This window comes from Capnocytophaga cynodegmi DSM 19736, assembly GCF_000379185.1.
GTDB classification, from domain to species: domain Bacteria; phylum Bacteroidota; class Bacteroidia; order Flavobacteriales; family Flavobacteriaceae; genus Capnocytophaga; species Capnocytophaga cynodegmi.
Genome location: NZ_KB900736.1, coordinates 49067 through 65281 on the forward strand (window position 1 = coordinate 49067; position 16215 = coordinate 65281).

Consider the following 16215-nt stretch of genomic DNA (forward strand, 5'->3'; position numbering starts at 1 on the left):
ATTTCTTAGTGATTTAGCTGAATTTTTGTTTCAGGTCCTTTATTAACGATTTTAAATACCAAAAGAATGAAAAGTAAGCCCAAAAGCAGATAAAGACCTACAAATCCGAGAAACGTAAATAGCGTATTTCCAGAAGAAACCGTAGGAGATACCCCATCTACTGTTCGCATCAAATTATAAACAAGCCAAGGCTGTCTGCCAAGCTCAGCAGTATACCAACCAGCCGTGTTAGCGATATATGGAAACGGAAGTAACATCATCAAAACCCAAAGTAGCCATCTTGTGTGGAAAAGCCGTTTCTTCCAAAGCAAAAAAGCTGCAAGAGCCATTATTCCTATGAAAATAGTTCCTAAACCAACCATAATATGATAAGCGTAATATAACCCTGGAACGTTTGTTGGGTGAAGTGATGGGTCAAAATCATTCAATCCTTTAATTTCTGCATCCCAACGGTGGTGAGTTAAAAAGCTAAGTACGTTAGGAACAGCTATTTTGTTATCAATTTTCTTATTTTGCATATCAGGCTGTCCTATAAGTATAATTTCCGCACCTGCTTTCTCAGTTTCAAAGATACCTTCCATTCCAGCAAAAGTAACAGGCTGATACTTTGCTACATTTTTAGCAGCCAAATCTCCCGTTGGGAAAGCTACTAAAATGGCTGAAATAACTCCAAAAATAACTCCGTTTTTAACAAATAGTTTACCGTATTTGCTATGTTTGTTATTCAACAGATAAAATGCACCAACTGCTGTCACAAAAAAAGAGCTGGTAACAAGCGACCCTGCCTGATTATGCAAATATGAAGGCCATAACCAAGGATTATCAAATAAAGCAGAAAAATTATTCAAAACGAATTTTCCGTTAGCAAGAATTTCATAACCTACTGGATGTTGCATCCAAGAATGCGTCGCGATTATGAGAAATCCACTCGCCCAAGACCCTAAAAAGACCAAAAATCCTGCAAGAAAATGAAGTCTGTGTCCCAATAATTTCTCCCCAAAAAGGAACATTCCCAAAAAGGAAGATTCCAAAAAGAAAGAGAACATTCCTTCCATAGCCAATGTTTGCCCTATAATTCCGCCTGTAAGTTCAGAGAATTTTGCCCAATTCGTTCCAAACTGAAACTCCATTGGGATACCTGTAACCACCCCCATTGCAAAATTCAACGCAAAAATTTTCATCCAGAATTTTGCCGCATCATTATAAGACACATCATTGGTTCTTAGGAATTTCCACTTAAAGTAAACAATCATTAAGGAAAGTCCCATCGTTAATTGTGGAAATAAATAATGAAAAGTAATCGTAAAAGCAAATTGCAATCGATTATATAAAATCATATCTTCCATAAAACAAAATTTAAGTTTTAAAAACGTCCGCAAAGTTACGTATTTATAGTTAATAATTCTAAATAATAAACTTATAAAAATACTTTTGATAGAAATAAATATTCCCTTAAAAACTTAGCAAATTGATAATTCTTACAAAGAACATCATCAAAAATACTTAGATCACTTAAGGTAAAACATCTTCATTTTGATTTTTAGATAATTACATTTTTAAAAAAATTTTTTCAATTCTGCTTCTATTTCAAAAAATAGATATATATTTGCACCCTGAATTAATAACGAGGTCGTGAACCTCACAAATTAAATACTTATGCCAGTAAAAATCAGATTACAAAGACACGGAAAAAAAGGGAAACCATTCTATTGGGTGGTTGCAGCTGATTCTCGTGCAAAAAGAGATGGTAAATTCCTTGAGAAAATAGGAACTTACAACCCAATTTCAAATCCTGCTCAGATTGAGTTAAACATTGATGCAGCGGTAAAATGGTTAAAAAATGGGGCTCAGCCTACAGAAACAGCTCGTAGAATTCTTTCTTACAAAGGTGTTCTATTGAAATATCACCTTTTGGGTGGTGTTGCTAAAGGAGCTTTAACTATGGAACAAGCTGAAGCAAAATTCAATGCTTGGTTAGAAGAAAAAGCTGGGAAAATCTCTTCAAAAGAAGAAAAATTAGCAAAAGACAAAGCTTCTGCAAAAGCAAACGCTTTAGCTGCTGAAAAAGAAGCTAATGAGAAACGCAAAAATGCTGCTATTGCTAAAGCTGCGGAGGCTGAAAATGAAGTTGCTGAAGCAACTACAAGTGAAGAAAACAACGAAACTGAAGCATAGTTATGACTTTGAAAGATTGTTTTTATGTAGGAACAATTGTATCAAAATTCAGTTTTAAAGGGGAAGTTTTGGTAAAATTAGACTCTGATGACCCCGAATTGTACGAAAATTTGGAATCAGTTTTTATTGCCCTTGGCAATAATCTGGTTCCTTTTTTTGTTGAAAAATGCTCCCTACATAAGTCCGACTTACTGCGAATTAAATTTGAAGATGTTGAAAATGAATCGGACGCAGACACTTTATTAAAACATAAACTTTATTTACCACTCTCTTTTCTCCCAAAATTAAGCGGAAATAAATTTTATTATCACGAAGTTATCGGATTTACAATGGAAGACATTGAATACGGGTATGTGGGAACAATTACTGGCGTAAACGACAGCACCTCACAAGCTTTATTCGAAGTAAAAAACAATGACAAAGAAATTCTTATACCAATGAATGATGAATTTCTTGAGAAAGTGGACAGAGAAAACAAAAAAATTATAGTAAAAACTCCCGAAGGATTGATTGACCTTTATCTTGATTAGTAATATATTCTTATTTTCTTTTATTTTTTCTGGGTTCAGTCTTCAAATGTTCTGCAATTAGTTCAAGCTCTTTGTACCATTGTTCTCCAAACTTTCGGATAAGTGCCTCTTTCACAAACTTATAAACTGGAACTTGAAGTTCTTTTCCCAAACTACAAGCATCATCACAAATTTTCCAACGATTGTAATTTACAGCTGTAAAAGAAGTATATTCCTGTAAACGAATGGGATATAAATGACAAGAAATCGGTTTCTTCCAATCAATTTTACCATCGTTATAAGCTTGTTCAATGGCACACAAGGCCCATCCTTTCTCATTTCGGATTACGTAAGCACACTCTCCCCCATCAATAAGTGGAGTTTCCCATTCTCCGTCTTCTCCCTTAATATAAACTCCTTGTTTTTCAATAGATTGCAACCCTTTAGTGGTAAGATATGGAGCTACTTTATCATAAATTTTCTCCAATATATTAAGTTCTGATTCTTCAACGGGAGCACCTGCATCTCCCTCAATGCAACAAGCTCCTGCACAAGCATTTAAGTTACAAACAAAATCATTTTCAATAATATCTTCTGAAATTATAGTTTCACCAATTTGTATCATTTTTAATTCGGACAAAAAGAATTTGGGGTGCAAAAATATAAAAAAGTTCCATTAGAATGAAATTTTTGCTCCTCTACCGAAATATACCTCCTTTTTTTTGATTTTAGAATTAAAAAAATATACCTTTGTAAGACCAATATTTTCGTTATGATAAAAAATTATTATTCAGTCGTTTTTTCAATTCTTTTTTTCTTTGGGGCAATCTTTTCTTCAAAAGCTCAGGAAAGGAAAACTATTAACCAGCTTGAACAATCCGTAGTTTGGAATAGTAATTCACTTCAAACAAAACAATTTCAAGAAGGATTAGCAGGAACTTATTTCGGCAAACATAAGCAATTTTTTATACTAGCAGGTGGCTCATATTTTCCTAAGGAAAAACCTTGGCAGGGAGGCAAAAAAGAATTTTCCAAAACTATTTTTATTTTTGAATCCTCAACTGATGGTAAATTATCATTAGTTCACCAAGGAGATGATTTGCCTGAAGCCATCGCCGAAGGGACTTATATTTCTCTCCCTGAAGGACTTCTCTGCATTGGAGGACAAACACCTGATGACGTTTCATCAAAAAACTTTTTAATTTCTTACGAAAACAAAAAAATAAAAATCACAAACTTTCCAGATTTACCAATAGCCGTAAAAAGTGCGGCGGCAACTCTCATAGAAAACCACATATATATTGTTGGTGGACAGACAACTAACGGGACGTCATCGAATCAATTCATAAGATTAGACATTAACAACCCTAAAAAAGGTTGGCAAAAATTACCCAATTATCCCAAAAACGTGTCGGGAGCAGTGGCTGTTGCCCAACAAGATGGAGAAGAAATTTCAATTTTTGCTTTTGGAGGAAGAAGTCGTAATAATTCTAACATTACTGATTTTTACGATGAAGTTTATCAATTCAAACATTCAAAAAATCAATGGATTAAAAAGAAAAACATTCAAAACTCGAAAGGAAGTTTACCTCTGGCAGTTTCTACAGGTACCAAAGTAGGGGCATCAAGTATTTTACTATTTGGAGGAGATACTGGAGTTATTTTCAATCAGATAGAAAAAGCTATAAACGATAATGATATTGAACTTCGTAACAAACTTTGGCAAAACCATCAAGGATTTGAAAAAGAAATTTTAGTTTACAATACAATTACCGATGAGTGGTTTACTTTAGGCAATGCAAACAACACTGTAGCTGTATCCTCAATCTTTTATGACACTCAAAATCAACATATTTATATCGCAGGAGGAGAACAAAAACCAGGTATTCGTTCTTCTTTGATTACCAAATTATCATTTTCAAAGGGTGAAAGTTTTGGTTGGTTAAATTATGCTGTATTGGGGTTATATTTCATAGGAATGTTAGGACTTGGGTTTTTCTTTATGAAAAACAATAACAATACTGATGATTATTTTAAAGGAGGCGGACGCATTCCGTGGTGGGCAGTAGGGGTAAGTATTTTTGCTACGATGCTCAGTGCCATTACGTTTATCTCTATTCCTGCCAAAACTTATGCTACTGATTGGCGTATGTTGATGTTCAATATGACAATTATTTTGGCTGTACCCATAATTATTCACTTTTTTCTACCATTTTTCTTGCGTTTTAAATTAGACACAGCTTACCAATATTTAGAAATCCGTTTTAATCGCCCAATTCGCTGGGTGGCATCGGCTTTTTTTACTCTCTTTATGATAAGCCGTATCGCAATTGTACTCTTCTTGCCTTCATTAGCTTTAAACATAGTTACGGGATTTAACATTTACTATGCCATATTGATAATGAGCTTTGTGACCATAATTTACTCAACAAGTGGTGGAATGGAAGCTGTGGTTTGGGGCGATGTAATCCAAGGATTTATTTTAGTTGGAGGTGCTATTGCTGCTCTTGTAGTAATGATTACAGGGATTGAAGGTGGTATTAGTGAATTTTGGGAGACAACAAAATCATTCAACAAATTTGATACATTCGATTTTCGATTCGATTTCTCGCAACCTGTATTTTGGGTTGTAGTTTTTGGAGGACTTGCCAATACTTTAATATCATATACCAGTGACCAATCGGTTGTACAGAGATATATGTCGACCGTAAACGAAAAAGCAACGGCAAAAAGTATTTGGTTGAACGGAATTGTTAGCGTTCCTGTGAGCATTTTGTTTTTCCTTCTTGGAACAGGGCTATTTGCATTTTACAAATCGAATCCTGAACAAATGTCCATTACAGACCTTAATATTGATTCTATTTTTCCTCAATTCCTTGTTTCACAGATGCCTGTAGGATTATCAGGATTACTAATAGCTTCCATTTTTGCTGCAGCGATGAGTACACTTTCATCAAATATCAATTCAGTTTCAGCGGTAATTACTTCTGACTTTTACAAATCTCTATTTAAAAATACTTCATTCAAACAACAAATGATTGTAGCCAGATGGTCAGGAGTTGTCATTGGTTTATTAGGAACAGGAATGGCTATTGTATTGGCTACTTGGAATATTGCTTCACTTTGGGATCAATTTAATACCTTTTTGGGGTTATTAACCAGTGGATTAGGTGCTTTATTCATTTTAGGAATATTTTTCCCTCGCGTGGGTGCTACTCCTGCTTTCATTGGGTTGATTTCTGGTGTAATTGTCCTATATTTGGTAAAATCTCACACAGATTTTTCATTCCTACTTTACGGACTTATAGGAATGGTTTCTAACATCATCGTTGCATTTACTTTGAGCTTATTGATTCCAAACCAAAAATCAATCGAAGGAATCACCTGGAAAACAAGAAAGAAATAGTAAAAATAAGAATAAAATCGAAAACAGATTGTCTTTTCAGACAATCTGTTTTTATTTATATAAAAATATGATTAACAATAGTATAAAAATTAAAATATGAAATAAATTATATTATTTTAGTTTCTAAAAACAAAAAATGCAAAATTACTTTGCTTTGTATTTCATTTTTTTATACTTTTATAGGGTATTTTTAACACCCAAAATTATTCATTATGGATTATAATACCAACAATATTCGGAATGCGGTTCTTTTAGGACACGCCGGAAGCGGAAAAACTTCTTTGGTAGAAACAATGCTGTTTGAATCAGGAGCTACTACACGCATCGGAAGCATTGAAGAGGGAAATACAATTTCCGATTTTCACGAAATGGAACGAGAAAAAAAACACAGTATTTTCAGTTCGTTGATGCACGTGTTATGGGGAAATGTCAAAATCAATTTTATTGACACCCCTGGTTTTGATGATTTTATCGGTGAAGCCATTTCAGGGCTGAAAGTCGCCGATACCGCCGTAGTGGTTATCAACGCTAAGGAAGGCATTGAGGTTCAAAACGAACTCCACAAAGATTACATCGAAGAGTTTAAAACCCCTACTCTTTTCGTTATCAACCAAATGGATCACGAAAAAGCAGACTTTGAAAAATCACTTCAGGAAATCAAAAATACTTTTGGAAATAAAGTAGTCGAAATTCAGTTTCCGTATCAATTAGAAAACGGATTTAATCATATCGTTGATGCATTACGTATGGTAATGTATACCTTCGATTCCAACGGAGGAAAACCTAAAAAAGAAGCTATTCCCGAAGAAGTACTTGAACGAGCAAAACAAATTCACAATCAGCTTGTTGAAATAGCTGCTGAGGAAGAAGAAGGACTAATGGAACGTTACTTTGAACAAGGAACATTATCGGAAGAGGAACTTACCAAAGGACTTCAATTGGCTATGGGAAAACAAAATTTCTTCCCTGTTTTTTGTGCTTCGGCAAAGGAAAATAAAGGAACGGGACGTATTATGGGTTTCATTCGTGACATTTGTCCTTCACCCTTGCAACAACCTGATAAAGAGCTTCAAAACGGAAAAACTCTCGCTCCGAATGCTTCATTACCCACAAGTATTTTCATCTACAAAACACTGAACGAATCACAAATTGGAGAACTCAGTTATTTTAAAGTATATAGCGGAAAACTGAAAAGTGGAGAAACTCTTAAAAATCAGATGAATGGCGAAGATGAACGCATCAACAAAATCTTCATCGTCAATGGAAAAAACAGAGAACCCGTTGAGCAATTGGTCGCTGGTGACTTGGGAGTTACCATAAAACTAAAAAATTCACATACCAACAACACACTCAATGCGGAAGGGCACGAGGACGTACAAATACGCAAAATCAAATTCCCACAAATGAAAATCCGTATGGCTGTGGTGCCTCCTTCAAAATCGGATTTTGAAAAACTAACCAACGCTTTACATATCATTCAGGAGGAAGACCCAACCTTCACCTTGCAATATTCTCCTGAGCTGAAACAAACCATCATTCACGGACAAGGACAAATGCATTTTGATGTGGTGAAACAACGTATCAAATCGCTGTATAATATTGATATGGAGCTTATTCGTCCGAAAATCCCGTATCGTGAAACGATTTCAAAAACTGCTGAAGCCCAATATCGTCATAAAAAACAATCGGGCGGAGCTGGGCAATTTGCCGAAGTGCATCTTCGTGTTGAACCTTATGATGAAAACTCCCCTCTACCTACCGATTTGAATATCAGAAAAGAAGAACTCATCGAACTACCTTGGGGCGGATATTTGCATTTCTTGTGGTGCATTGTTGGCGGAAGCATCGACACACGTTTTATTGGAGCTATCAAAAAAGGAATTATGGCAAAAATGGAGGAAGGACCTCTCACAGGTTCATATTGCCAAAACGTTCGCGTAAGCGTTTTCGACGGAAAAATGCACCCTGTAGATTCCAATGATATTGCCTTTCAGTTGGCAGCTTCAGCTGGTTTCTCGGAAGCCTTCAAAAATGCTTCACCAAAAATTATGGAACCCATTTACGAATTGGAAGTGCTTTGTGACGCTGTTGCGATGGGCGATGTAATGACCGATTTACAAAGCCGAAGAGCTGTCATTACAGGAATTGACAACATCCGACAATACCAGCAAATCAAAGCTTTAGTACCCATTGCCGAGATGTACGGATATTCCACCTCACTGCGTTCCATCACGCAAGGAAAATCTAAATTCAGTAGGCAGTTATGGGGTTATCAGGTGATGAACCACGAAGTCCAAGAAAAATTATTAAAAGGATAGTGTAAGCTCATATATTTGATTTTAAAGCGAAACGTACTTCAAATTATAATTACGTTTCGCTTTTGTTATTTTAAATTCTACAATCAAATTTGAAATTTTATTTTTTAACTTCTGACTACATTTCATACCTTTGCCTAAATTTTTTGATAAAAACGAACTTTTTCTCTGTTTGAAAATACTTAAAAAAAACTATTTATGAAGATACAAGACTCTAAATATTATCGCCCTATTAATCTACTACAAACTGATGGAGATGATAACATTCAGGTTGTGGATAAATTCAAAATGCTGACTTACAGCAACCCATATCAGTGTTTGCTGGACGATTTGATGAGTAGAATTTATCTAAGTGGAGAGGATTTAGTAATTCAGAAAGAAAAGCTGAAACATTTTGTAAAATGCACTGATTACTATACGGTTGATTATGCATCAAAACAAAATGAACTTTTTGAATCGGAGGAATGCTTTTTTCATCCAGAATTGGAAGTTTTTATTCTAACAGATAAAAACCTATCTAATGAATATGATAATCAAATATTTGAGGAGGGACTTTTTAAAGTAAATTACGTATATTACGAAAATACAAATCCCAAAACGAAAGAAAATTTAAGTGCCCTTTTTTCGGAATATATAGAAAAATATGTTTCTAAAGATTCGAAAGTATCAATTTTATTAAAAACTCAAGTTGGACTTGAAATCAAAACTCACACTATAAAACCATATCGTATTGATTTTGAGACAATGTACAATGATGATTTTTTGGAAATCCACAATCGAGTTAAAAATGTTTTGACAAACGACACGAAAGGAGTAGTTCTTTTTCACGGAATTGCAGGTTCTGGTAAAACAAACTATATCAAATGGTTAACAAGTCAAATTCCGAATAAAAAATTCATTTTCGTTCCTACAACAATGATTGGCTCACTTACCGACCCCGCTTTTATTGGGCTACTGATTGGAAACAAAAACTCCATTTTAGTTTTGGAAGATTGCGAAAATTACATTGCTGAACGAACTGCTTTCAATAGCAATACAGATGTAGTTTCTTCTATCCTAAATATTGCAGATGGTATGCTTTCCGATGTGCTTGAATGTCAATTAATTTGCACTTTCAACTCGGATATTTCAAAAATTGACCCAGCCCTTTTACGAAAAGGAAGGCTTATTGCCGAATACAAATTTAAGGAACTCACCATTGAAAAAGCAAACAAATATTTACAATCAACTGATAAACAAATCACTGTAAATAAACCTTATTCTTTAGCAGAATTGACAAACATTAATATCAAGGAATTTAAGGAAAATTCTGAACCTTCAAAAATAGGCTTTAAAAACTAAAAAATGGAACGAAAAGTTATCGTGACTTCCGATGGTTCAACTACTTTACATATTCCTAAGTGGAATGAAAGTTTCCATTCCAAACACGGAGCCATTCAGGAAGCCTTACACGTATTCATAAAAAACGGGCTTCATTTATTTGAAAATCAGTCTATTTCTATTCTTGAAATTGGCTTTGGAACAGGATTAAATGTTTTAGTAACTTATTCAGAACATTCAAAATTAGGGTTGAAGATTCATTATGAAACTGTGGAAGGTTATCCACTTTCTTGGGAAGAAGCTCAACAAATGAATTATTGCAACCTTCTGAATAACAATTCACTACAATCTATTTTTGAAAAAATTCACCAATCGGAATGGGAAAAAGAATTTCCTCTTTCAGAAAACTTTGTAATTAAGAAAAGAAATCACTTTTTTGAACAAATTGATGATTTTGAGCGGTTTGACCTTATTTACTTCGACGCTTTTGGAGCAAGGGTTCAACCTGAACTTTGGGAAATTTCTATTTTTGAAAAAATGTACAACGCCTTGAAAAAAAATGGATATTTAGTTACCTATTCTTCAAAAGGAAGCGTACAAAGAGCGATGAAACATTGTGGTTTTGAGGTTGAAAAATTACAAGGTCCTCCCGGAAAACGTGAAATGTTAAGAGCTAAAAAATGATTCTCTTTCCAAATTCATCAAAAATTTTAATATTTTGTAATTCAGTACGCAAATAAAATTTTCTATGGAAAAGAGAAAAAATGACGCTCGAAAATGTTAAAAAACACTAAATAATATTTTTAAATATANTTTTTAAATATATTTATTATTTACTTTTAGCCTCAAAAAATTTAATTTATTTTATGATGAAAAAAATATGTTTAGCATTCATCGCCACTTTGCTTTTAACACCAATAGCTCGTGCCGATGAAGGAATGTGGTTTTTGATGTTCATAGAACGCTTGAATCAGCGTGATATGCAAAAAATGGGCTTACAACTTACCGCTCAAGAAATTTATAGTATTAACAACAATAGCTTAAAAGATGCCATTGTGCAATTTGACGGAGGTTGTACAGCAAGTATTATTTCTAAAGATGGATTGGTACTAACCAACCACCACTGCGGATATGGGCAAATTGCCGAAGTTTCTTCTCCCGAAAATAATTACTTACGTGATGGGTTCTGGGCTAAAACATATCAAGATGAAATAAAACCAGAATCACTTTTTGTTCGTTTCTTTGTTCGTATGGATAATGTTACTCAACGAATGCTCTCTGTGGTTAACGATAAAATGACTGAAAAAGAGCGTGAAGCGGCATTGAATCGTGAAATGGCTAAAATTCAAAAAGAAAATGATGAAGGAGAAAAATATGTAGTTTCTGTTCGTTCATTCTTCCAAGGAAATGAATTTTATTATTTTGTTTATCAAGACTTTAAAGATGTTCGCCTTGTAGGAACTCCACCTGAAAGTATTGGAAAATTTGGAGGGGATACCGATAACTGGGAATGGCCTCGACAAACAGGGGATTTTTCACTTTTCCGTGTCTACACTGACAAAAACGGAAATGCAGCTGAGTATTCTGCTGAAAATGTCCCTATGAAAGCCAAAAAACATCTGGCAGTAAGCCTAAAAGGAGTTCAAGAAAAGGATTTCGCAATGATTTTGGGCTATCCTGGACGTACAAATCGCTGGGTGCCTTCTTTCTGGGTTGACCAAAACGTGGAATATGCGTATCCAGCTTGGGTAGAAGGCTCAAAAACAGCAATGGACGCTATGAAACCTTTTATGAATGCTGATGACGCCGTTCGATTGATGTATGCTTCAAAATACGCACAAATCGCTAATTACTGGAAAAATCGTCAAGGAATGATTGAAGCCTTAAAAGCTCACAAAACAGCCGACACAAAGCGTAGTTATGAGAAAAAATTTGCTAAATGGGCAAATAAAAAGAAAAACAGAGCTGAATATGGTGATGTACTGAAAACAATGGCTAATTATTTTGAGAAAACAAACGTTCAATCAGCTGATAATAACTATTTGGTTTCACTTATTCGAGCTACGGATTTTGTTGCACTTCCACAAGCAATCGCACGTGCTTTTCAAAATTACGAACAAATGCCTGATGAGCAAAAGAAACAATTGGTTAGCCGTATGCAAAATGTTCTGCAAATTTACAAAGAAAAACACATCGCTACCGAAAAAGCTATTTTGGCTGACGGATTGAAATTATACGCAACCAAAGCAAAAAATGTTCCTTCTGAAGTAAAACAAATACAAACTGATTATCAAGGTGATTTCAAAAAATTTGCTAATAAAGCCTTTGAAACAAGTGTATTTGGTTCAGAAGAAAATTTCAAAACCTTTTTAGAAAACCCTAACCCAGAAGTTCTTAAAAATGATTTGTTAGTACAGCTTTCATTTGCTATTGTAAATAAATACAATCATAAGTCAGAAGAGCAAATTGCTTTACAAGATTCTTATGAAAAAGCTTTCCGCAAGTTTGTAAAAGGAATGCGAGTTTCTAAAATTGGGAAAACATTGTATCCTGATGCAAACTCCACACTTCGTTTGACCTACGGAACAGTTCGTGCCCTTCCTGCCGACAAACGTAATGCCGATGCTCCCATCAATAATTATACAACATTCAAATCAATGGTTGCCAAATACAAACCCAACGACCCTGAATTTGATATGCCAAGACGTATGATTGAAATGTATGAAGCAAAAGATTTCGGACGCTATTTAGATAAAGATGGAACAATGCACGTTAATTTCCTAACAGACAACGACATCACCGGTGGAAATTCTGGTTCGCCTGTAATGAATGGTAAAGGAGAACTTATCGGATTGGCTTTTGATGGAAATATCGAAGCAATGGCAGGAGACGTTATTTTCGATTCAAAACTGCAACGTACAATCAATGTAGATATCCGTTATGTACTTTGGGTAATTGACAAATTCTCAGGAGCAAAACATATTGTTGATGAAATGACAATTGTAGAATAACTTCTGTCAATATTATTTTTTATAGAACTACGTAATAAAATGATCTACATCTTGTTACGTAGTTTTTTTGTAGATTTTCAACACTATATTAAAAAATCATTATCATAGCCACCCATACTTCCTCATTAGAAGGAGAAAAATTGGATAATTTCAAAAAGTAGAAAATATTGATGAGAAATTAGAAAAAATCGGAACCTTATATGCCATTTCTGCTTTTTAAGAAGTGCTATCAAAGAAAAAGATAATCGTGTCAATGAAATTTCACAAAAAATATTACAAATTCGCCAGAAAGTAGAGGAAAAAGTAGAAGAAATTGACTTTAAAGCTCTGGATAAATTAAAAAACTTACTATTGAAGATTTTTTAAAAACTTTCATCTTGAAGAATTCATAAAATACAAATCCTGTAAGGCAAAGGCAGCACATATAGGCAAATTCATTCACAATTTTGATACTTTACGTGAGGATATCACTAAAAAAGAACTTATTTCACTCAGGCAGATAGGTGAAAAAGTGTTCAAAATTATAAATGTACCTTTGTATGAGATAGAAGAATTGCAAATTTTGCAAGAAAAATTATTGGCACAACATCGTGAATTTGAAAGCGAAGTTAATTTCTATAAAGCAAAATTTCGAGAATTCGAAAATCAATCAAAAGTTATTTTAAGCACATAAGTGAGTAAAGTTCTTATTAACTGGACTTTAACTTTATCTTTGACTTTGAGGGTGTGGAGGACTTCATTTTAATCATTATCATAACCTGCGACCACTTTATATCATCCACTTGAAAATAAAAAATCCGTCTGAAAACTGAAACTTTCGGACGGATTTTTAAATATATTTTTTAATCTACTATTTTGATTTACCTTGATTAGCAACACTATTGATTGCTGCAGCAATGGCTTCTTGATCACCTAAATAATAACTCTTAATTGGTTTTAAATCAGCGTCTAATTCATAAACCAAAGGCACACCTGTTGGGATATTCAATTTCAAGATTTCAGCCTCGCTAAGCCCATCTAAATACTGAACCAATGAACGCAAACTATTTCCGTGAGCTGCAATAATCACACTTTTTCCTTGCTTGATGGCAGGAGCAATATCACTAAACCAGAAGGGTAACATTCTGTCATAAGTATCCTTCAAGCTTTCACCTCCTGTTTTTTCTTCCGCTTTTAAATGATTATAACGGCGGTCGTGTGAAGGGTGTCTCTTATCTGTCTCTTCAATAAGTGGTGGTTTTACATCGTAAGAACGTCTCCATAAAAGTACCTGATCCTCACCATATTTTTCTGCGGTTTCAGCTTTGTTTAAACCTTGTAAAGCTCCATAACTTTTTTCATTCAAACGCCAACTTTTGTTAGTAGGTACCCATAAATCTCCCATCTCATCTAAAGCGTAATTTAATGTCTTAATGGCTCTTTTCAATACAGAAGTAAAAGCTACATCAAATTTAAAACCTTCTTTTTTAAGAATTCTACCTGCCTCACGAGCTTCTTCAATTCCTTGTTCTGTTAAATCAACATCTTCCCAACCTGTGAACAAATTCAACTTATTCCACTCACTTAATCCGTGACGCAACAATACAATTTTGTACATATTTTTATATTTTTTTAATTATTAATTACATTTTAATTCAGCACAAAGATACAATAATTATTTCTATTCTTACACAAATTTTTATGTTTCTACTTGTGAATCGTAAAATGCTCTGTAATAGCCATTTTTATCAAAAAGTTCTTCGTGTGTTCCTTCTTCTACTAATTCTCCCTGATTTAACATTAAAATACGATCCGCATTTTTGGTTATTGAAACTCGATGACTTACGATAATTACGGTTTTCTCCCTAAAAATTTCACCCAAATTGTAAAGTATTTTTTCCTCAGTATCCGTATCCACAGCCGAAAGACTATCATCCAGCAAATAAATTTCAGCTTCTTTAAGTAAAGCTCGAGCAATAGATATACGTTGCTTTTGTCCTCCACTTAACGACACTCCACGTTCTCCCAAAACGGATTCATATTGATGTGTAAAATCCATTATATTATGATGTACAACTGCTTTTTCTGCTGCCTCAACGATTTGCTGATGTGTTGCGTTTTTGTTTCCAAATAAAAGATTATTTTTTATCGTATCCGAAAATAAAAAAGATTCTTGTGGAACTACTGAAATAGCCTTGCGAAGACTCGGTAAATTCAGACTTTGAATAGGTTTTTCATCAATGAAAATTTGCCCTTTTGAAGCATCATACATTCTGGAAATCAAATCAATAATTGTGGTTTTTCCACTTCCTGTTTTACCGATAATAGCTATTGTTTCTCCTTTTTTAATATTGAAAGAAATATCTTTAAGAGCCTGAATACCTGTATCTTGATAGGTAAAACTTACATTTTCAAAACGAATATTTCCTTTAATTGTCTCTGGATTTGGATTTGTATTTTGAATATCAGGAACTTCTGCCAAAAACTCATTAATCCGTTTTTGGGAAGCTTCAGCTTGCTGCACAATTGAACTTACCCAACCAACCGTTGCTACAGGCCAAGTGAGCATCATCACATAGATACTAAATTTTACGATAACCCCAATCGAAGTAATTTCGCCCAGATAATAAAGCCTTCCTCCCATAAAAATCACGAAAATTAGACTTAAACCTATCATCAAAATCATTGTCGGGAAAAAAATTGCCTGTACTTTTGCTAATTTGATATTTTTTTGTCTTCCCTCTTCTGCTAAAACAGATAATTGACTGTTAATCAGAGATTCATCATTATAAGCTTTAATAACTCCTATACCTGAAAATGTTTCCTGAGAAAAAGTGGATAAGTTTGACAAAAATTGTTGTACAACTAGCGTCTCTCTATTGATTTTTCTACTCATCACATAAATCAACGCTGACAAAATGGGGAGAGGAATTAATGTGTAAAGCGTCAACTCGACAGAAGTGTAAAACATTAGCGGAATTACACACAAAAAAAGTGTTATCGTTTGAACGCTGTACATAATTGCAGGACCAGCGTACATCCGAACTTTACTAACATCTTCACTAATTCGGTTCATCAAATCGCCAGTACGATTCTTTTTATAAAAAGAAAGTGAAAGTTGTTCATATTTTACAAAAATTTCATTTTTTAGGTCGTACTCTATATATCTTGAAACATTAATTATCAATTGTCGCATAAAAAAAGTCATTATAGCAGAAACAATTGTAGTTCCAATGATAATCAAGGCGTATTTCAGCAGTAATTCAGTAATATTTATATTTTCCTGTGGAGATTTTGCGTATTGTTCAATCGCAGAGATAGAATTTTGTACATATTCTGGCATAAATAACGAAAAAACTCTGGCTATAATTGTGATAAAAATTCCCAATACCAGATGAAAACGATACTTATAAAAATATTTTCGAATATGTCGTAAATGAGGCATACCTAAATTTTAAGACGACAAAGATAACTATTTTTACAGAAAATTGAAAAAAATA

General features: G+C 34.0%; 12 protein-coding genes. 8 read left to right on the forward strand and 4 right to left on the reverse strand.

Annotated features, from left to right (window positions below; translation table 11 throughout):
• Positions 1-5 precede the first annotated feature (5 nt).
• Positions 6-1346 (reverse strand): cytochrome ubiquinol oxidase subunit I, encoded by a 1341-nt coding sequence (locus tag YW9_RS0110205; RefSeq protein WP_018280071.1) that lies wholly within the window; start codon positions 1344-1346, stop codon positions 6-8.
• Positions 1347-1656: 310 nt separating this feature from the next.
• Here YW9_RS0110205 and YW9_RS0110210 point away from each other — a divergent pair, with 310 nt between their 5' ends.
• Positions 1657-2175, forward strand: a complete 519-nt coding sequence (locus tag YW9_RS0110210) for a 30S ribosomal protein S16 (protein ID WP_018280072.1) — start codon at positions 1657-1659, stop codon at positions 2173-2175.
• Positions 2176-2177: 2 nt separating this feature from the next.
• Positions 2178-2705 carry a ribosome maturation factor RimM gene (gene rimM / locus YW9_RS0110215; RefSeq protein WP_018280073.1) on the forward strand — a complete coding sequence of 176 codons (528 nt, stop codon included), beginning with the start codon at positions 2178-2180 and terminating at the stop codon, positions 2703-2705.
• Positions 2706-2715: 10 nt separating this feature from the next.
• Here rimM and YW9_RS0110220 read toward each other — a convergent pair whose 3' ends face one another.
• Positions 2716-3309: a DUF3109 family protein gene (locus YW9_RS0110220; protein ID WP_018280074.1), complete on the reverse strand. Its 594-nt coding sequence runs from the start codon at positions 3307-3309 to the stop codon at positions 2716-2718.
• A 147-nt stretch (positions 3310-3456) separates the two neighbouring features.
• Between YW9_RS0110220 and YW9_RS0110225 the strand changes: the two genes are divergently transcribed.
• The 6 genes from YW9_RS0110225 (at position 3457) to YW9_RS13505 (ending at position 13409) form a co-directional block, all read left to right on the forward strand.
• Complete coding sequence (locus YW9_RS0110225; RefSeq protein WP_018280075.1) at positions 3457-6090, forward strand: sodium:solute symporter family transporter; 2634 nt, start codon at positions 3457-3459, stop codon at positions 6088-6090.
• Between the two features lie 212 nt (positions 6091-6302).
• A complete protein-coding gene (locus YW9_RS0110230) occupies positions 6303-8408 on the forward strand; it encodes an elongation factor G (RefSeq protein WP_018280076.1) in 2106 nt (701 codons plus the stop codon).
• Between the two features lie 195 nt (positions 8409-8603).
• Positions 8604-9746: an AAA family ATPase gene (locus YW9_RS0110235; RefSeq protein ID WP_018280077.1), complete on the forward strand. Its 1143-nt coding sequence runs from the start codon at positions 8604-8606 to the stop codon at positions 9744-9746.
• Between the two features lie 3 nt (positions 9747-9749).
• The gene (gene mnmD / locus YW9_RS0110240; protein ID WP_018280078.1) at positions 9750-10409 is read left to right on the forward strand and encodes a tRNA (5-methylaminomethyl-2-thiouridine)(34)-methyltransferase MnmD; all 660 of its coding nucleotides are present in this window, start codon (positions 9750-9752) and stop codon (positions 10407-10409) included.
• 185 nt (positions 10410-10594) lie between these two features.
• Entirely contained in the window at positions 10595-12736 is a 2142-nt protein-coding gene (locus YW9_RS0110245) for a S46 family peptidase (RefSeq protein WP_026193972.1), read from the forward strand.
• 511 nt (positions 12737-13247) lie between these two features.
• Positions 13248-13409, forward strand: coding sequence for a hypothetical protein (locus YW9_RS13505; RefSeq protein ID WP_018280080.1), 162 nt, complete (start codon positions 13248-13250; stop codon positions 13407-13409).
• Between the two features lie 177 nt (positions 13410-13586).
• Here the strand turns inward: YW9_RS13505 and gpmA are convergent, their stop codons facing one another.
• Both gpmA and YW9_RS0110260 read right to left on the reverse strand, forming a co-directional pair.
• The gene (gene gpmA / locus YW9_RS0110255; protein WP_018280081.1) at positions 13587-14333 is read right to left on the reverse strand and encodes a 2,3-diphosphoglycerate-dependent phosphoglycerate mutase; all 747 of its coding nucleotides are present in this window, start codon (positions 14331-14333) and stop codon (positions 13587-13589) included.
• A gap of 81 nt (positions 14334-14414) precedes the next feature.
• Positions 14415-16160, reverse strand: a complete 1746-nt coding sequence (locus tag YW9_RS0110260; protein ID WP_018280082.1) for an ABC transporter ATP-binding protein — start codon at positions 16158-16160, stop codon at positions 14415-14417.
• Between the last annotated feature and the right edge of the window lie 55 nt (positions 16161-16215).

Excerpts from the sequence above, each read along its gene's own strand:
- mnmD (WP_018280078.1), top strand. The coding sequence starts at position 9,750 with ATGGAACGAAAAGTTATCGTGACTTCCGATGGTTCAACTACTTTACAT.
- YW9_RS0110225 (WP_018280075.1), top strand. The coding sequence starts at position 3,457 with ATGATAAAAAATTATTATTCAGTCGTTTTTTCAATTCTTTTTTTCTTT.
- YW9_RS0110230 (WP_018280076.1), top strand. The coding sequence starts at position 6,303 with ATGGATTATAATACCAACAATATTCGGAATGCGGTTCTTTTAGGACAC.
- YW9_RS0110210 (WP_018280072.1), top strand. The coding sequence starts at position 1,657 with ATGCCAGTAAAAATCAGATTACAAAGACACGGAAAAAAAGGGAAACCA.
- YW9_RS0110235 (WP_018280077.1), top strand. The coding sequence starts at position 8,604 with ATGAAGATACAAGACTCTAAATATTATCGCCCTATTAATCTACTACAA.
- YW9_RS0110205 (WP_018280071.1), bottom strand. The coding sequence starts at position 1,346 with ATGGAAGATATGATTTTATATAATCGATTGCAATTTGCTTTTACGATT.
- YW9_RS0110245 (WP_026193972.1), top strand. The coding sequence starts at position 10,595 with ATGAAAAAAATATGTTTAGCATTCATCGCCACTTTGCTTTTAACACCA.
- YW9_RS0110260 (WP_018280082.1), bottom strand. The coding sequence starts at position 16,160 with ATGCCTCATTTACGACATATTCGAAAATATTTTTATAAGTATCGTTTT.
- YW9_RS0110220 (WP_018280074.1), bottom strand. The coding sequence starts at position 3,309 with ATGATACAAATTGGTGAAACTATAATTTCAGAAGATATTATTGAAAAT.
- rimM (WP_018280073.1), top strand. The coding sequence starts at position 2,178 with ATGACTTTGAAAGATTGTTTTTATGTAGGAACAATTGTATCAAAATTC.
- gpmA (WP_018280081.1), bottom strand. The coding sequence starts at position 14,333 with ATGTACAAAATTGTATTGTTGCGTCACGGATTAAGTGAGTGGAATAAG.